The sequence below is a fragment of the Streptomyces sp. NPDC085524 genome (assembly GCF_044541755.1).
Taxonomy (GTDB): domain Bacteria; phylum Actinomycetota; class Actinomycetes; order Streptomycetales; family Streptomycetaceae; genus Streptomyces.
Genome location: NZ_JBITTH010000015.1, coordinates 13,068 through 29,536 on the forward strand (window position 1 = coordinate 13,068; position 16,469 = coordinate 29,536).

The 16,469-nt window shown below is 73.5% G+C and carries 13 protein-coding genes, 1 tRNA gene and 1 pseudogene; 8 read left to right on the top strand and 7 right to left on the bottom strand.

Features of this window, described 5'->3' with window-relative positions; all coding sequences use genetic code 11:
* Nucleotides 1-19: 19 nt before the first annotated feature.
* Both ACIGFK_RS23105 and ACIGFK_RS23110 read right to left on the bottom strand, forming a co-directional pair.
* Nucleotides 20-793: a hypothetical protein gene (locus ACIGFK_RS23105; RefSeq protein WP_376661006.1), complete on the bottom strand. Its 774-nt coding sequence runs from the start codon at nt 791-793 to the stop codon at nt 20-22.
* Between the two features lie 55 nt (nt 794-848).
* Nucleotides 849-1,424 (bottom strand): hypothetical protein, encoded by a 576-nt coding sequence (locus ACIGFK_RS23110; protein ID WP_386464279.1) that lies wholly within the window; start codon nt 1,422-1,424, stop codon nt 849-851.
* 251 nt (nt 1,425-1,675) lie between these two features.
* On the opposite strand from ACIGFK_RS23110, the gene ACIGFK_RS23115 reads away from it, so the two are divergent.
* From ACIGFK_RS23115 to ACIGFK_RS23125, 3 genes are all read left to right on the top strand, one after another.
* Entirely contained in the window at nt 1,676-2,602 is a 927-nt protein-coding gene (locus tag ACIGFK_RS23115) for an alpha/beta hydrolase (RefSeq protein WP_386464276.1), read from the top strand.
* Nucleotides 2,603-2,710: 108 nt separating this feature from the next.
* Nucleotides 2,711-4,069 (top strand): M20/M25/M40 family metallo-hydrolase, encoded by a 1,359-nt coding sequence (locus ACIGFK_RS23120; protein ID WP_376661881.1) that lies wholly within the window; start codon nt 2,711-2,713, stop codon nt 4,067-4,069.
* Complete coding sequence (locus ACIGFK_RS23125) at nt 4,066-5,598, top strand: YfcC family protein (protein WP_376661880.1); 1,533 nt, start codon at nt 4,066-4,068, stop codon at nt 5,596-5,598. The genes ACIGFK_RS23120 and ACIGFK_RS23125 overlap by 4 nt, the downstream gene beginning before the upstream one ends.
* A gap of 87 nt (nt 5,599-5,685) precedes the next feature.
* On the opposite strand, the gene metG is transcribed toward ACIGFK_RS23125, so the two are convergent.
* Nucleotides 5,686-7,455: a methionine--tRNA ligase gene (gene metG / locus ACIGFK_RS23130; protein WP_376661879.1), complete on the bottom strand. Its 1,770-nt coding sequence runs from the start codon at nt 7,453-7,455 to the stop codon at nt 5,686-5,688.
* Nucleotides 7,456-7,768: 313 nt separating this feature from the next.
* Here metG and ACIGFK_RS23135 point away from each other — a divergent pair, with 313 nt between their 5' ends.
* Both ACIGFK_RS23135 and ACIGFK_RS23140 read left to right on the top strand, forming a co-directional pair.
* Nucleotides 7,769-8,344 (top strand): sigma factor-like helix-turn-helix DNA-binding protein, encoded by a 576-nt coding sequence (locus ACIGFK_RS23135; protein ID WP_376661878.1) that lies wholly within the window; start codon nt 7,769-7,771, stop codon nt 8,342-8,344.
* A 908-nt stretch (nt 8,345-9,252) separates the two neighbouring features.
* Nucleotides 9,253-9,951 (top strand): annotated as a pseudogene (locus ACIGFK_RS23140) (IclR family transcriptional regulator C-terminal domain-containing protein); the annotation flags it as partial.
* Nucleotides 9,952-10,331: 380 nt separating this feature from the next.
* On the opposite strand, the gene ACIGFK_RS23145 reads toward ACIGFK_RS23140, so the two are convergent.
* Nucleotides 10,332-10,416: transfer RNA gene (locus ACIGFK_RS23145), tRNA-Leu, on the bottom strand.
* Between the two features lie 210 nt (nt 10,417-10,626).
* On the opposite strand from ACIGFK_RS23145, the gene ACIGFK_RS23150 reads away from it, so the two are divergent.
* On the top strand, nt 10,627-11,802 hold the full coding sequence (locus ACIGFK_RS23150; protein ID WP_386464270.1) for a low temperature requirement protein A: 1,176 nt from the start codon (nt 10,627-10,629) through the stop codon (nt 11,800-11,802).
* On the opposite strand, the gene ACIGFK_RS23155 is transcribed toward ACIGFK_RS23150, so the two are convergent.
* Nucleotides 11,786-12,727, bottom strand: coding sequence for a beta-ketoacyl-ACP synthase III (locus ACIGFK_RS23155; RefSeq protein ID WP_376661979.1), 942 nt, complete (start codon nt 12,725-12,727; stop codon nt 11,786-11,788). The genes ACIGFK_RS23150 and ACIGFK_RS23155 overlap by 17 nt on opposite strands.
* A gap of 205 nt (nt 12,728-12,932) precedes the next feature.
* Here ACIGFK_RS23155 and fdhD point away from each other — a divergent pair, with 205 nt between their 5' ends.
* Nucleotides 12,933-13,787, top strand: coding sequence for a formate dehydrogenase accessory sulfurtransferase FdhD (gene fdhD / locus ACIGFK_RS23160; RefSeq protein WP_376661978.1), 855 nt, complete (start codon nt 12,933-12,935; stop codon nt 13,785-13,787).
* 4 nt (nt 13,788-13,791) lie between these two features.
* Here the strand turns inward: fdhD and ACIGFK_RS23165 are convergent, their stop codons facing one another.
* The gene (locus ACIGFK_RS23165; RefSeq protein WP_376661977.1) at nt 13,792-14,226 is read right to left on the bottom strand and encodes a (2Fe-2S) ferredoxin domain-containing protein; all 435 of its coding nucleotides are present in this window, start codon (nt 14,224-14,226) and stop codon (nt 13,792-13,794) included.
* Nucleotides 14,227-14,235: 9 nt separating this feature from the next.
* Entirely contained in the window at nt 14,236-15,282 is a 1,047-nt protein-coding gene (locus ACIGFK_RS23170; protein WP_386464265.1) for a bile acid:sodium symporter family protein, read from the bottom strand.
* Nucleotides 15,283-15,428: 146 nt separating this feature from the next.
* Between ACIGFK_RS23170 and ACIGFK_RS23175 the strand changes: the two genes are divergently transcribed.
* Nucleotides 15,429-16,280: a LysR substrate-binding domain-containing protein gene (locus ACIGFK_RS23175; protein WP_376661975.1), complete on the top strand. Its 852-nt coding sequence runs from the start codon at nt 15,429-15,431 to the stop codon at nt 16,278-16,280.
* Nucleotides 16,281-16,469: the final 189 nt, after the last annotated feature.

Genomic DNA, 16,469 nt, shown 5'->3' on the forward strand with positions numbered 1-16,469 from the left:
CCGGTGCGGGCCCGGTCGGTCACCCGGTGGCGATCGCCATCGCCGGGAACAGGTCCTGGAACGGAGCGGCCGAGTCGATCCCGTCCCGCCCGAACGGCGCGTCGAAGCTCCACACCATGAACAGCAGGAACACGATCAGCGCACTGAACAGCCCGGCCAGGAGCAGCTCCCGCCCCGAGCGCCTGATCTGCAGGGTGAAGATCAGGCCCACGGTGACCACCCCGCCCACCAGCAGCCCGAACCACACCACGCCCGGCAGCGTCGACTCCGAGCTCTGCGTCCGCGCGTGGCGGGCGTCGTCGGCGGTGGCGATCTGGTCCAGCAGCGGCTGGTAGGCCTGCGCCTGGAGTTCGGTGGCCGGGCTCTGGTGCGTGACGTCGCTGCGCAGCTTGCCGAGCAGCTTGGCCCCTTCGGCGGAGGCCGCCTCGCCGGAGGTCAGCCGCGGCCAGTCCACGGAGACCGTGTGGGAGACGTACGCGTCCACCTCGCCCCGGATCCGGTCGCGCACGGCAGTCGGGTAGACGTCGGCGCGCTGGGTGACCTCGTACAGGGCCTGCGCCTCCCGGCGGACGCTGTCCTCGGCGGCGCCGCGCGCCTCCCAGACGCCCGCGATGGCCAGGCCCAGCACGATCGCGTAGACCACGCCCACCATCATCGTCATGTACTCGATGACGTCGGGGGTTTCGCTGGTGTCCTCGTCTGCGGCGGCCCGGCGGTGCCGGATCAGGGTGATGGCGAGGACGAGGGCGCAGACGAGCGCCATGGCGACGGCCAGGACCAGCCATTCGGACACGTGGGTTCTCCCGTGGTGAGGGTGGGGTGGATGGTGTGCGCGGCCGCGGCGGCGGTCAGCCGCGGCTCTTGGAGCGCGGACGCAGTGCGGCGGCGGCGAGCACGGCCGGGGTCGTGACGACCACCATGAGCATCACGGTGGACAGTCCGCCCGGCCCCCGCCGCTCCAGGGCCACAGATCGGTACGGACGCACGTGGAAGGCACTCGCAGGTGCGGCCGCGGCCTTCGCCCGGGCCGGAGCGGCGGCATCCGCCGGGGCGTCGGCCGCCTCCGGCCCGGGCTCCGGTGCGGGTGCCTGCGGCTTCGCGTCCCCGGCCCGTGCCTTCGCCGCGGGCACGGCGGGCTCCGGCCGCCCCGGGCCGGTCGCCCGGGGCGGCTCCGCCGGCGCGGGACCCGCCACCGGGCCCGCGCCCGGGTGGTGCACGGTCGGCCGGCCGGCCCCGGGCAGGGGCACCCGTACCGGGGGCGTCCCGGGAGGCCGCACGACGGGCCGCCCCGGCGTGCCCGCGGGTACGCACACGTCGACCCGGGCACCGTGCCCGTCGCCGTCGCCCGCGACCGCCACGTGGCCGTGCAGGGGGCAGAGCGCCGCCACCAGACCGGCCCCGGCGAAGTACTGCCAAGCGGTCACCGCGCGTCCTCCCGAGTTCCGCAGCAGATGTAGGGGTTACGTCTGAAGAAACGATCACGGCGGGCGTTCGATACGCGCCGGACGGCCCAAGATCCCCACCCGCCCCGGCCCACCGCATTCCCGGGCCCGGCGCCGCCCGTTCGGCGCGTCAACCGACGGACACGAAAATCCGAGCACAGGATGATCCCCGTGGACACGGACCTCTTCAGCCCCGCCGCCCGCAGCACGGCGATCCGCACGGCGACGGCGCCATGACGCCCGCACCCGCCGGCCCGTCGCGGGGAGTGCGCCGGATCGAACTGGACGCCGCGGGCGTCCCGCTGTCCGCCCTGCTCTGCGAGGCGCGGGACGGCGCCCCTCGGGCCACGGTGGTCGCGGTGCACGGGGCCGGCATGAGCGCCGGCTACTTCGACGGCCAGGCCCGGCCCGACCTGTCCCTGCTCACGCTGGGGGCCCGGCTCGGCTTCACCGTCCTGGCCGTCGACCGGCCCGGCTACGGGCGGTCCGCGGGCCCGCTGCCCGAGGGGCAGGGGCTCGTCGACCAGGCGGCCACCCTCGCCGCGGCCCTGGACGACTACCGCTCCCGGTTCCCCACCGGTGCGGGGATCTTCCTGCTGGCCCACTCGTTCGGCGGGAAGGTCGCCCTGCTCACCGCCGCCGGCCACGCCCCGCCCGACCTGATCGGCGTGGAGGTGTCCGGCTGCGGCCACCGGTACGCCCCGGACGCCCCCTCGGGCGCGGAGGCGGCCCGGGGAGGCAGGCGGAGCTGGGGACCGCTGAGCCTGTACCCGCCGACCACCTTCGTCGTCAGCGGCCCGGTCATCGCCCCCGTCCCGATCCGGGAGCAGGCGGACATGGTCCGCTGGCCCGGGCTGTTCAAGGACGTCGCGAGCCGCATCCGCGTCCCCGTGCGCTTCACCTTCGCCGAGCACGAAACCTGGTGGCGGCACGATCCGGAGGCACTCGCCGATCTGCGGTCACGGCTGTCCGCGGCGCCGCGGCTGTGCGTGGACCGCCAGCCCGGGGCGGGCCACAACATCAGCCTCGGGTACGCGGCCCGCTCCTACCACCTGCGCTGTCTCGGCTTCCTCGAGGACTGTCTGCTGCCGGCCGACCCGGTCCAGCCGGTGCTGAGCGCCCGGCCGGTCTCCGCCGGCCCGCGAGCGTGCGAGGCGTAGGCCGTCCGCGGCGGCGCCGTGCGCCCCCCTGCCCCCTCTCCGATTTCGCTCACTCGTCCGGCCCAGCACGCCACGGCACCCGCTCGTGCCCCGCCCCATGCTCGGAGCATGGAATCCCTGGAATCCCGGGCCGATGCCCTGATGGTCGGCCTGCAGGCCGACCTCGAACGGCTGGCGGCGATACCGTCCATCGCCTTCCCCGGCTACGACCCGGAGCCGGTGGAGGAGGCGCACGACATGATCGTCGCCCTGCTCCGCGAGGCCGGGGTGCCCACCGTCGAGCGGATCGACCTCCCCGACACGGCCCCGGTGGTCTACGGCGAGATCCCGCCGCCGGAACCGGACGCGCCGACCGTCCTGCTCTACGCGCACTACGACGTCCAGCCGCCCGGCGCCCCCACCCTGTGGCTCTCCCCGCCCTTCGAGCCCACCCCCGTCCCCGGCGGCCTGCGGGCCCGCGGCATCGCCGACGACAAGTCGAACGTGATCGCCCTCCTCGGCATGCTGCGGCTGTACGGCGGCCGCCCGCCCGTCGGGATCAAACTGGTGATCGAGGGGCAGGAGGAGTACGGCAGCGCCTTCGACGACTACCCGCCCTCCGACCCGGGACGCTTCGCCTGCGACGCGATGGTCATCGCCGACCTCGGCAACCTGCGCCCGGGCACCCCCACGCTGACCACCGGTCTGCGCGGGGCCTGCGAGGTCACGGTCGAGGTGCGCACCCTCGCCGAGCCGCGCCACAGCGGGGAGTTCGGCGGCGCCGCCCCCGACGCCCTGCTCGTGCTGCTCCGGGCCCTGTCGACCCTGCACGACGCGAACGGCGACGTGGCCGTGCCGGTCCTGCGCCGCGACCCCTGGGACGGAACCACCTACACCGAGGAGGAGTTCCGCGAGCTCGCCTCCGTCCTGGAGGACGTCCCCCTCATGGGCACCGGCTCGCTCGGCGAACGGCTCTGGAGCGGTCCGGCCATCACCGTCATCGGCCTCGACGCGCCGTCCGTGGAGCACGCCGCCTCGGCGGTGGTCCCGTACGCCCGGGCCAAGCTCAACCTCCGCTTCCATCCCCACCAGGACCCGATCGAGGCCCGCGCCGCCCTCATCGCCCACCTGCGCGCGCAGCGCCCGTTCGGCATCCCGCTGAAGGTCACGCCGGGCGACACCGGCCCCGGCTTCGAGGCCCGCACGGGCGGTCCCGCCCACCGTGCGGCGCTCACCGCGCTCAAGGAGGCCTGGGGCACGGAGGCCTCGTACGTGGCCACGGGCGGCTCCATCCCCCTGGTGAACGGCCTCGCGAAGGCGGCTCCGGGCGCCGAGGTGCTGCTCTTCGGGGCGCAGGACAGCATGTGCAACCTGCACGCCCCCAACGAGCGCGTCCTCCTCTCCGAGCTGCGCAACACGGTCGTGGCGATGGCCGCCTTCGTACGGGAGTACGCCTCGGACTACCGGGCCGCGGCGGGCGCCAGGTGACCGCTGCGCCCCCGGATGCCGCGCCCGGGACCGAACCCCCGCCCCCGGCGAAGAAGTTCGCCTTCCCGAGCGCGCTGACGATCCTGGCCATCGTCACCGTGGCGGTGTGGCTGCTGGCCTTCCTCGTCCCGGCCGGGCTGTACGACCGCGACGCCGACGGCTCCCCCGTCTCGGGCACCTACCACCGGGTTTCCGAGACGCAGAGCTTCACCGAGCGCCTGAAGGACCTGTTCCTCTCCCCCGTCAACGGCCTCTACGGCATCCAGGACCAGAGGACGGGCGAGGTCGGCCCGACGTTCGCCGGCCACCTGTACGGCAGCGCGGGGGTCTTCCTCTTCGTCCTGGCGATCGGCGCCTTCATCACGGTCGTCTTCGCCACCGGCGCCCTCGACCGCGGCATCGCACGGCTGGCGCACCGGCTGCGCGACCGCGGCGCCCTGCTGATCGCCGCGGTGATGGTGGTCTTCTCGGTGCTGGGTACGGTGGAGGGCTTCGCCGAGGAGACCCTCGGCTTCTACGGGCTGCTGGTGCCGATGATGCTCGCCCTCGGCTACGACCGGATGGTCGCCGTGGGCACCGCGATCCTGGGCGCGGGCATCGGCGTCCTGTGCTCCACCGTGAACCCGTTCGCGACCGGTGTGGCCTCCTCGGCCGCCGGCATCTCGCTGGGCGACGGGATCGTGCTGCGCTTCGTGATGTGGGTGGTGCTCACCACCGTGACGGTCCTCTACGTGATCCGTTACGCGCGGCGCGTCCAGAAGGACCCGGCGAAGTCCGTGTGCGGCTTCCTGCCGGGCGACCGGGAGCAGCGGGCCGCCGCGACCGCGGCGGAGGAACCGGAGCTGACCCGCCTGCACAAGGCGGTGCTGGTCGTGGTGGTCCTGGTCTTCTCGTTCATGATCTTCTCGGTGGTGCCCTGGGCCGGTGCGCTGACCGGCGAGGCGGACGCGGCCCCGTACTCCTGGGAGCTGGACTGGTCCTTCGCCGAGCTCTCGGCGCTGTTCCTGGTCGCGGCGGTGCTGGTGGGCGTGGTCGCGCGGATGGGAGAGGCGGAGCTCAGCTCGACGATCATCCAGGGCGCGGCCGATTTCATCTCCCCCGCGCTGGTCATCATGCTGGCCCGCGGGGTCACCGTCATCATGAACAACTCGAAGATCACGGACACCGTGCTGCACTCCATCGAGGGCGCGGTGCGGGGCACCTCGTCGAGCCTCTTCGCGGTGATCGTCTTCCTGGTCAACCTGCCGCTGGCGTTCCTGATCCCCTCCACCTCCGGCCACGCCACCCTCGCCATGCCGATCCTGGCCCCGCTGGCCGACTTCGCGGGCGTGTCGCGCGCGGTGGTGGTCACGGCCTGGCAGTCGGCCAGCGGCTGGATGAACCTGTGGGTCCCCACCAGCGCCGTGATCATCGGCGGTGTGGCCCTCGCCAAGGTCGGCTACGACGCGTACCTCCGCTTCGTCTGGCCGCTGCTGGCCATCCTCTTCGTGCTGATCTGCGGGTTCGTCGCGGTGGGCGCGGCGATGTAGCGGCGGGGCGTCCGGGTACGCGTGAGGGGCGCGGCCCCGGAAGGCCGCGCCCCTCACGCGTACGTCATGCGTCCGTCAGCCGGGGGCTCAGGCCTCCGGGGAGCCGCCGAAGCGCTCGCGGTAGGACTCCAGGTCCTCCTCGGTGACCCGGGCGAAGAGCACCGGCGGCACGGTGAACGGCGTGCCGGCCGGGACCGCGTCCAGCGCCTTGGCCTGCTCCGGGGTGATCCAGGTCGCGGTGTCGTCGGCGAGCGCGAACGAGGAGCGCATGGCGCGGGCCGAGGCGGGGATGAACGGCTCGGAGACCACCGAGTAGAGGTGGATGAGGTTCATCGCGGTGCGCAGGGTCAGCGCGGCGGCCTCGAGGTCGGTCTTGACCTCGAGCCAGGGGGCCTTCTCGTCCAGGTACGCGTTGCCGGCCGACCACAGGGCGCGCAGCGCGGCCGCGGCCTTGCGGTACTGGAGGGTCTCCATGTGGCCCTCGTACTCGGCCAGCAGCTCGGCGATCTGCTCGCCCAGCTTCGCCTCGGCCTCGCCCGCCGGGCTGCCCGCGGGGACCTCGTCGCCGAACTTCTTGCGGGAGAAGGTGAGCACGCGGTTGACGAAGTTGCCGAGGGTGCCGCCGAGGTCCTTGTTGACCGTGGCGGCGAAGTGCTCCCACGTGAAGGAGGAGTCGTCGGACTCGGGCGCGTTGGCGATGAGGAAGTAGCGCCAGAAGTCGGCCGGGAGGATCTCCAGCGCCTGGTCGGTGAAGACGCCGCGCTTCTGCGAGGTGGAGAACTTGCCGCCGTAGTACGTCAGCCAGTTGAAGGCCTTGACGTAGTCGACCTTCTTCCACGGCTCGCGGGTGGCCAGCTCGGTGGCGGGGAACATCACCGTGTGGAACGGGACGTTGTCCTTGGCCATGAACTGCGTGTAGCGGACGTCCTCGGCCTCGAACCACCACGACTTGTAGTCGCGGGCGGCCGGGTCCAGGTCCGCCCACTCCTTCGTCGAGCCGATGTACTCGATCGGCGCGTCGAACCACACGTAGAAGACCTTGCCCTCGGCGGCGAGATCCGGCCAGGTGTCGGCCGGGACCGGGACGCCCCAGTCGAGGTCGCGGGTGATGGCGCGGTCGTGCAGGCCCTCGGTCAGCCACTTGCGGGCGATGGAGGAGGCCAGCTGCGGCCACTCGTCCTCGTGCCGGGAGACCCAGGCCTCGACCTCGTGCTGGAGCTTGGACTGCAGCAGGAAGAGGTGCTTGGTCTCGCGGACCTCGAGGTCGGTGGAGCCGGAGATGGCCGAGCGCGGCTCGATCAGGTCCGTGGGGTCCAGCACGCGGGTGCAGTTCTCGCACTGGTCGCCGCGGGCCTTGTCGTAGGCGCAGTGCGGGCAGGTGCCCTCGACGTAGCGGTCCGGCAGGAAGCGGCCGTCGACCGGCGAGTAGACCTGCCGGATCGCGCGCTCCTCGATGAAGCCGTTCTCCTGGAGCTTGCGCGCGAAGTGCTGGGTGATCTCGCGGTTCTGCTCGGAGGAGCTGCGGCCGAAGTAGTCGAAGGACAGCTCGAAGCCGTCGTAGACCGCCTTCTGGGCGTCGTGGGCCTGCGCGCAGAACTCGGCGACCGAGAGGCCGGCCTCCTTGGCGGCGAGTTCGGCGGGGGTGCCGTGCTCGTCGGTGGCGCAGATGTACAGGACGTCGTGGCCGCGCTGGCGGAGGTACCGGGAGTACACATCCGCCGGAAGCATCGACCCGACCATGTTGCCCAGGTGCTTGATCCCGTTGATGTAGGGAAGCGCGCTGGTGATCAGGTGTCGAGCCATCCTCGGATGCTCCATTTCATATGTGCGGTACGTGCCGCGGTGCGTGCGGTGCATGCGGTACTACGTGACGTGACGATCAGGACAGAAATCCCATGCTACAGGCGGCCGACCGTACGGCGGACCTGCGGGGATACCTGGTGGGCATATGCGTATGCGTCCGACGGAGCCCCGGTGCGATCGACAGTGATCACGACACGATCATCACCGAACGTAATATTTCCAGGTTTCTCCTTCTGCGCCCCCCGGGTGCGCCCGCGCTGATTTCCTGTCCCCGCACAGGGGATGAGGTGGAACGGTGAGCGATGGCGGACCGGAGGAGTCCGGTGGGGCCGTGGGACTGCCGAGCCGGCGGCGACGGCCGACACCCATGAGCCAGTGGGATCCGGCTGCGCGCATCTCGTACTGGGCGTTCCACGCCAACAGGCGGCCCGCGTACATGCGTTTCGCGTACCTGCAGCTGGGATCGGACGCGGCGGCGGAGGAAGCGGTGGACGCCGCCTTCGACTCGATCATGGGCGAATGGCTCCGGATGCTCCACATGGACCGCCTCGACGCCTACGCGTGGACCGTCCTCAAGCAGTGCATAGTCGGCCGGCAGCACCTGCTCAGCCCCTGGCGGCGGTGGCCCGAACCGATGGACACCAGCGCCTTCGAGGCCGCGCTCAAAGAGGCGCACGCCGATCAGTACGAGGTGCTGACCGACACCATCCGCTTCTACTCCGCGGTTTCCCGGCTGGCCGAGCGCCAGCGCGACGCCGTGCTCCTGCGGTACGGACTGCGGTGCTCCCCCGGCGAGGCCGCCTCCGTGATGGGCGTGGACGAGGCCACCGTCCGCTCCTACCTCGGCCAGGCCCACCGGCGGCTCGCCCGCCTGCTCGACACGTCAGCGGATCCGGCAGGCCGTCCCGACGGCGTCGGCTCCGCGGAATCAGCCGGATCATGAAACGAAACGAACGGCAGGACCCCCACGACCCGCGGGACCCCGGGCACCGGCAGGACCCCCGGAACCGGCAGGACCCCCACGACCCGCAGAACGGCGACGAGACCCCCCGCTCCCTGGCCCGGTTCCTGGCCCGGGCGGGCGTCCGCGACCGCTACCCGCACTACGACCTCGGCGCGGCCGAAGCGCGGCTGCTGCGCGCCACCCCGCACACCCTCGTCCCCGGCCACCGCGCCCGGCGCCGCGCCGCCTTCGGGTGGAGCGATCCGACGCGGGACTGCCCGCTGGACGCCGAGCGGGCCCGCCGCGACCTCAAGGCCGCCTGCCTGGCCGCCGTGTGCGCACCCAAGGCCGCCGCCCAGCTGGACTCCTTCGTCATGGGCGGGCGCACCGACCTGGCCGGGGCCACCGTGTTCGGCTGTGTGCTGCACCTGGCCGGGCTGCGTGAGGGCGCCCTGTTCTGGTGGCAGTTCGCCGCCGCCTGGGGCACCGCCCGGACCACGGCCGCCGCCTACTGCCTCTTCCTGGACCACTCCCGGCGCGGCGAACACCACGACGCCCGGCACTGGGCGCGCGAGCTGGGCCGGCGCGGCTTCCGGCCGGGCGGCCGGCGGGACCTGCGGGAGGTGCGGCTGTGCGCCCAGGCCGCCGTCCTTCGGTACGTGGACCAGCTCGACGACCCCGACCTGGGCCCGGTGCCGCTGCCGAGGCCCGGGCTGTCCGGGGTGCTGGAGGCGTTCCGGCCGCTGCCCGTGCCCGTGGTCACGGTGACCCCGCCCGCCGGCACCGCGGCTCCCGCCGCGTCCGGGCCGGCCGCGGGGCCGCTGCGCCACCCGGCGCTGACGGCCGCCGCCCGCGGGACCGTCGTCCAGGCGGGGGCCGGCGAGGCCCTCGCGGAGGCCCGGCGCGCGCTGGCCGTCGTACGGGTCCTCGAACGGCGCCCGCTCGGGGTGCGGACCGCACAGCTGGCGCGGGAGACCGGGCTGGCCGGGGCGGAGCTCCGCCCGCTGCTGTCCATGCTGTGCGAGGAGGAGTACGCGTACCGCCCGGGCGCGGGGGTGTACGCGCGGGGGCCCGCCCTCGACCGGCTGGCGGCCCCCGGCGGCCACGGCCTGGCGGGCCAGCTCCAGCGCACCCTGGCCCTGGCCCGGGACAGTGCGGGCGCCGCGGTGTACCTGAGCCGCTACGCCGAGGGGGAGGTCCGGATCACGCAGATGGCGGACGGGCCGGGGGCGCCGCCGGTGCGGGAGTGGGTGGACTTCCGGGCCGCCGCGCACGCCAGCGCGGTCGGCAAGTGCCTGCTGACCCAGCTCGACCACGACCGCCGCGCCGACCACGTGGCCCGCCACCGGCCTGCCCGGCTCACCCCGCAGACCATCACCGACAGCCGGGCCCTGTTCACCGCCCTGGACGCGGTCGCTCCCGGCGCGCCCGTCTTCGACCTGCTCGAATACGCCCCCGGGGTGGTCTGCTCGGCGGTCCCGATCGCCACCGGCGACGCCGCCGGGAGCCTCGCGCTCTCCCTGCCCGCCACCCATGCCCACCGGCTGCGCGCGGCCACCGAGGCCCTGCGCCGCAAGGCCGTCCCGGTCCTGCTGGCCCTCCTCCTGTCGGGGGCGATCCCGCCGGACGCCCCCGCGGGGTCCGGGGATCCGGACCCGGTGCCGCCCCAGCCGGTGAAGGCCCCGGTCACGGCGGAGACCCTGCGCCACCTGCGGCGGCTGTTCCGGACCCCGCTCACGGGCGCCGCCGCCGCGGCCGACGGTCCTCATCTGGTCAGCGACTCCGAGGCGGGCGCGGCGTACCTCTTCGACGCCGCGGAGGACGGCGGGCCGGGCCTGGCCCTCCCCCACACCTTCACGCCGGTCACCCCGGGCAGCCTGACGACACCGGGCGGGCTGGTGGTGCTGCGCACCTGAAGCGGTACCCGGACGGGAGAACCGTCCGGAAACGCAGAAGAACCCCACCGGAGTGGGGTTCTTCTGTGTTGTGTCCGAGGGGGGACTTGAACCCCCACGCCCGATAAAGGGCACTAGCACCTCAAGCTAGCGCGTCTGCCATTCCGCCACCCGGACCAGGTGACCGCCCCGGTTTCCCGCGGCGACATGGACAACAATAGCAAAGGATTGACGGGGCTCAGACCACTTATCCGCGCGGCCCCCGTTCCGCCACGCCGTGCTGACCTGCGGGCATGCGGAGAGCGGTCGCCGGATGGCGGGATCGGGTGGACAGGGGGGTGCCCCGGGCGGTCGGATGTGGGCGCACACATCCGGGGGGAGCCGCACATGGAAACCGAGCACCGAACCGAGCACCGAACCGAGCACCGGACCGAGCACCGCGTCAGCACGCTGGAGCTCTTCTTCGACCTCGTCTTCGTCTTCACGATCACCCAGCTGACGGTGCTGCTGGCGGACGACATCAGCCTGCGGAGCGCGGGGCAGGTGCTGCTGATCTTCACCGTGCTGTTCTGGATGTACGGGGGCTACGCCTACCTGACGAACCAGGTGCCGCCGGACCGGCCCGTGCGCAGGGTGCTGATCCTGCTGGCGATGGGGGCGTTCCTGGTCTGTGCTCTGGCCGTGCCGACCGCCTTCGGGGACGGCGGTGTGGCCTTCGGGCTGGGCTACCTGATGGTCGTGCTGGTGCACGCCGCACTGTTCACGGAGGCCCACGGGCGCGGGGTGCTCTGGTTCGCCCTGCCGAACACGCTGGCCGCGCTGTCGGTGACCGCGGCCGGGCTCTTCGACGGGCCCGCCGCGTGGGGACTGTGGCTGCTGGCCCTGGCCATGCAGCTCGTGACGGCCTACATCGTGCGGCGACTGGCGGCCACCGGCCCGCGGGCCGAGACCGGTGACCAGCACGGCGCGATCAGTGCCCCGCACTTCGTGGAGCGGCACGGGCTGCTGCTGATCATCGTGTTCGGCGAGTCCGTGATCGCGATCGGCATCGGCGTGGGATCGGTGCCGCCGACCCCCGGGATCGTCGGGGGCGCCTTCCTGACGCTGGCCGTCGGGGCGGCCCTGTGGTGGATGTACTTCGTCCGCGACGAGGGCCGGGCCGAGGAGGTGTTCGCCGGGACGGCGCCCGGGCAGCGTTTCAAGCTGGCGCTGCGCGCGTACTACTACGCGTTCATCCCGATGCTGCTGGGCATCGCCGCCTTCTCGGCGGGCGTGAAGAAGACCATCGGCCACCTCGGTGAGGGGCTGGCCGCGGGCCCGGCCCTCGCCCTCGCGGGCGGGGTGGCCTGCTACCTGGCCGGGGACGTGGCGTTCCGGCTGGTGCTCGGCATCCGGCCCGTCCGCTTCCGCGCGGTGGCCGTGGTGCCGGTGCTGGCCACCGCCGCCGCCGGGATGCGGCTGGGCGGCGCGTGGCAGCTGGTGGCACTCGTGCTGGTGCTCGTCGGCGCGCTGGCCGTGGAGGGGCGCGCCGTACGGACCGCCGGGGTCAGGGGCAGCGGATGACCTGGCCCGCGTAGGAGAGGTTGCCGCCGAAGCCGAACAGCAGGACCGGGGCTCCGGAGGGGATCTCCCCGCGCTGGACCAGCTTGGACAGGGCCATCGGGATGCTGCCGGCCGAGGTGTTGCCGGAGTCGACGACGTCGCGGGCGACGACGGCGTTGACGGCGCCGATCTTGGCGGCGAGGGGTTCGATGATCCGCAGGTTGGCCTGGTGGAGGACGACCGCGGCCAGGTCCTCCGGCAGGATCCCGGCCTTCTCGCAGACCTTGCGGGCGAGCGGCGGGAGCTGGCTGGTGGTCCAGCGGTAGACCGACTGGCCCTCCTGCGCGAAGACCGGAGGCGAGCCCTCGATGCGGACGGCGTTGCCCATCTCCGGGACCGAGCCCCACAGCACGGGGCCGATGCCCGGCTCGTCGCTGGCCTCGACGACGGCCGCGCCGGCGCCGTCGCCCGTGAGCACGCAGGTGGTGCGGTCGCTCCAGTCGGTGATCTCGGTCATCTTGTCCGCGCCGATGACCAGCGCGCGGGTGGCCGAGCCGGCCCGGATGGCGTGATCCGCGGTGGCCAGGGCGTGGGTGAAGCCCGAGCAGACGACGTTGATGTCCATCACGGCGGGGCCGCCGCCCATGCCCAGCTTGGCGGCGACGCGTGCGGCCATGTTGGGCGAGCGGTCGATCGCGGTGGAGGTCGCCACCAGGACGAGGTCGATGTCGTCCGGGGTCAGACCCGCACCGGCCAGCGCCTTGCCGGCGGCCTGGAAGGCCAGCTCGTCGACCGGTTCGTCCGGTCCTGCGATGTGGCGGGTGCGGATGCCGACGCGGGAGCGGATCCACTCGTCGGTGGTGTCGACCATGGCCGCGAGGTCCTCGTTGGTGAGCACTTTCGCGGGCTGGTAGTGCCCTAGCGCCACCACTCGTGAACCGGTCATGGGCGGGATCCCCCCTCGTACGGAAGTCAGGATCACCCAGCTTTGCCTGCTACTGATGGGTACGTGTGCGTGTGACCCGACAGGATTCCGGTGCTGCATTTTGGAGATTCCCGAGGATCCTCCTGCCGGGGGCGGCGCTCGAAGCGGAACCGGGAGAATGGGTCCGTCGGATGCGGACGAGGAACAGAAGGTTGGACTGATCACCATGGGACGGGTCACCGAGCGCCGGCGCGTCGTCCGGATCCGGGGCAAAGTGGCGGGCGTGCGCCCGGACACGCTGGTGGCGGAGGAGCCCCTGGAGATCCGCCTGAACGGAAAACCGCTGGCCATCACCATGCGCACGCCGGGCGACGACTTCGCGCTGGCGGTGGGTTTCCTCGTGAGCGAGGGCGTGCTGGGGGCGGCCTCGGACGTGCGGGCCGTCACCTACTGCGAAGGCGCGGCCGAGAGGGGGCCCCTCCCAGCGGTAGCTGGGGGAGGGTCCAACACCTACAACGTCGTCAACGTGCAGCTGGCCCCCGGGGTTCCGGTGCCGGACATCACCCTGGAGCGGAACGTCTACACCACCTCCTCCTGCGGCCTGTGCGGGAAGGCGAGCCTGGACGCGGTCCGTACGGCGACCCGGTTCCCGGGGGCCGCGGCGGACCCGGTCCGGGTGCCGGTGGAGGTCCTGTCCGGGCTCCCGGACGGGCTGCGCGCGGCCCAGAAGGTCTTCGACCGCACGGGCGGGCTGCACGCGGCCGGGCTGTTCACCGCGCAGGGCGAACTACTGGACCTGCGGGAGGACGTGGGCCGGCACAACGCGGTGGACAAGATCATCGGCCGGGCCCTGCAGGCCGGGCGGCTCCCCCTGGCGGGGGCGGTCCTGATGGTGTCGGGCCGGGCCTCCTTCGAGCTGGTCCAGAAGGCCGTGATGGCGGGCATACCGGTCCTCGCGGCGGTCTCCGCACCGTCCTCCCTCGCCGTGGACCTGGCGCTGGAGTCGGGCATGACGCTCGTCGGGTTCCTGCGGGGGCCGGACATGAACATCTACGCGGGCGAGGAGCGGATCATCCTGTAGGGCCTCAGCGGCGGCCGCGACGGCCGCGGCGGGTGGAGTTCGGCTCCCGCTTCGGTTCCGGGGGCTCGATCCGGTGCAGGTCCAGGGTGGCCGGGACCGGGGCGGAGCCGGGGCCGCCGGACTCGGCCCAGGCGATGATCTCGTCCGTGGCGGTGTCGTCCAGGGCCCAGCCGAACCAGGCCGCGCGCGCCCCGCGGCGGCGGGCCTCGCTGGTGGGCTGGACCACGATGACGTTGGCCTGGGCGCAGGGGCCGAGGCAGTCGCTCGTACGGACGGCCAGCCGGCCCCCGGAGGCCGCGGCGGCCTCGCGCAGGCGGGCGAGCTGTCCGGCGTGGTCGGTGCCGGGGTTCTTGCGGGGGTCTCCGCAGCAGCAGCCGCGGCAGACGACCAGGGTGCAGGGGCGTTCGGCGTGGGCGGCGAGCGGGCGTATCCAGGTCACCACCGAACGTTATCGGGCCTGGCCGCCGGGCTGTTGGAGCAGGAGCGAGACCTCCGCCACACGGTCGTCGGCGGCGGCCCGGGGATCCTCCGGGTCCTGGGCGCGGCGGCGGGCGAGGACGGCGCACACCATCAGCTGCATCTGGTGGAAGAGCATCAGCGGGAGCACCGCGAGGCTCGCGTGGGCGCCGAACAGGACGCTGGCCATGGGAAGTCCGGCGGCGAGGCTCTTCTTCGACCCGGCGAACTGGATGGCGATGCGGTCCGCGCGGGCGAAGCCGAGCCGCGCGGACCCGTACCAGGTGACGAGGAGCATCAGGGCGAGGAGTACGGCTTCCACCGCCAGCAGGGCGCCGAGGCGCGGGAGGCTGACCTGGTGCCAGATCCCGGCGGCCATGCCCGCGCTGAAGGCCGTGTGGACGACGAGCAGGATCGAGCCCCGGTCGACGTATCCGAGCACCTTCTTGTTGCGCACGAGGAACCCGCCGGCCCAGGGGCGCAGGGCCTGGCCGAGGAGGAAGGGCAGCAGGAGCTGCAGGACGATCTTGACGAGGGAGTCCGGGGAGAAGCCCCCCGCGGCCCCGCCGAGCAGGCCGGCTGCCAGGAGCGGGGTGAGCAGGATCCCGGCGAGGCTGGAGAAGGAGCCGGCACAGATCGCCGCGGGGACGTTGCCGCGGGCGATCGAGGTGAAGGCGATGGAGGACTGGATGGTCGAGGGGACCAGGCAGAGGAAGAGCAGCCCGCTGTAGAGCGGCGGCGTGAGCAGGGTGGGGACGAGCCCGCGGGCCGCCAGGCCGAGGAGCGGGAAGAGGAGGAAGGTGCAGGCGAGCACGGTGAGGTGCAGTCGCCAGTGGCGCAGTCCGTCGAGGGCCTCTCGGGCGGACAGCCGGGCCCCGTACAGGAAGAAGAGCAGGGCCACGGCCGCGGTGGAGGCGCCCTCGGCGACGGCGGCGGCCGTGCCGCGGGCCGGGAGCAGGGCGGCGAGGCCGACGGTGCCGAGGAGGGCCAGGACGTACGGGTCCAGGGGCAGCCGGTCGGGAAGGTGCGGGCGGCGCATGTGCGGGGTGCCTTTTGCTGTCGGGGCGGGGGCGGGTGCCCCCGCTGGTGTCCGTCTCCATCCTCGGCGGGCCGCGGTGATCGGGAAACCCGCACACCGCACTCACTGCCATCGCGCCTCGTGATGAGCGCCGTACGATGGGCGGTATGTACGACCCCGTCCAGTTGCGCACCTTCCTCACGGTGGCCCAGACGCTGAGTTTCACGCAGGCCGCCGGCCGGCTCGGCGTACGGCAGTCCACCGTCAGCCAGCACGTGCGGCGGCTGGAGGAGGCGACGGGCCGGCCGCTGTTCGTCCGGGACACCCACAGCGTGGAGCTGACCGAGGACGGCGAGGCGATGCTCGGCTTCGCACGGACGATCCTCGAGGCGCACGAGCGGGCGGCCGCCTTCTTCACCGGGACGCGGCTGCGGGGGCGGCTGCGCTTCGGGGCCTCGGAGGACTTCGTGCTGACCCGGCTGCCGGAGATCCTGGAGGGCTTCCGGCACGAGCACCCCGAAGTGGACCTGGAGCTGTCGGTGGAGCTCTCGGGAACCCTGCACGAGCGGCTGGACGCCGGGCGGCTGGACCTGGTGCTGGCCAAGCGGCGCGGGCCCGGGGACGAGCGGGGGCGGCTGGTGTGGCGGGACCGGATGGTGTGGATCGGGGCGGAGGGGCTGCGGGTGGACCCCGACCGGCCGGTCCCGCTGATCGTGTTCCCGCCGCCGGGGATCACCCGGGCCCGGGCGCTGGAGGTGCTCGAGCGGGACGGGCGGGCGTGGCGGATCGCGTGCACGAGCGGCAGCCTGAGCGGGCTGATCGCGGCGGCCCGGGCCGGGCTGGGCGTGATGGCCCACACCCGGGGGCTGATCCCGCCGGGGCTGGTGCGGGTCGGCGGGCTGCCGGAACTCGGGCCCGTGGAGTTCGCCCTGCTGCGCGGGGCACGTGCGTCAGCCGCCGCTGAGGCCCTCGCCGCGGCCGTCCTCGCCGGAGGCGACCGGCTGAGCCGCCCGGCCTGACCGAGGCGCGGGTGCGGGTTCCGCTGCGCGGAGCCCGTCCCCGCCCCGCCCTTTCGCCGTTTCCCCGGGCTCCGCCCGGACCCCGCGCCTCGAACGCCGGCAGGGGCAGAACCAGCCCCGCCGGCGTTTGAGGCGCGGGGGTCCGGGGGCAGAGCCCCCGGCAGCGGCGGAGGCCGGAATGCATCGGCA

Excerpts from the sequence above, each read along its gene's own strand:
- metG (WP_376661879.1), bottom strand. The coding sequence starts at position 7,455 with ATGCACCGCACGCACCGCGGCACGTACCGCACATATGAAATGGAGCAT.
- fdhD (WP_376661978.1), top strand. The coding sequence starts at position 12,933 with ATGGGACGGGTCACCGAGCGCCGGCGCGTCGTCCGGATCCGGGGCAAA.
- ACIGFK_RS23150 (WP_386464270.1), top strand. The coding sequence starts at position 10,627 with ATGGAAACCGAGCACCGAACCGAGCACCGAACCGAGCACCGGACCGAG.
- ACIGFK_RS23115 (WP_386464276.1), top strand. The coding sequence starts at position 1,676 with ATGACGCCCGCACCCGCCGGCCCGTCGCGGGGAGTGCGCCGGATCGAA.
- ACIGFK_RS23120 (WP_376661881.1), top strand. The coding sequence starts at position 2,711 with ATGGAATCCCTGGAATCCCGGGCCGATGCCCTGATGGTCGGCCTGCAG.
- ACIGFK_RS23135 (WP_376661878.1), top strand. The coding sequence starts at position 7,769 with ATGAGCCAGTGGGATCCGGCTGCGCGCATCTCGTACTGGGCGTTCCAC.
- ACIGFK_RS23170 (WP_386464265.1), bottom strand. The coding sequence starts at position 15,282 with ATGCGCCGCCCGCACCTTCCCGACCGGCTGCCCCTGGACCCGTACGTC.
- ACIGFK_RS23155 (WP_376661979.1), bottom strand. The coding sequence starts at position 12,727 with ATGACCGGTTCACGAGTGGTGGCGCTAGGGCACTACCAGCCCGCGAAA.
- ACIGFK_RS23175 (WP_376661975.1), top strand. The coding sequence starts at position 15,429 with ATGTACGACCCCGTCCAGTTGCGCACCTTCCTCACGGTGGCCCAGACG.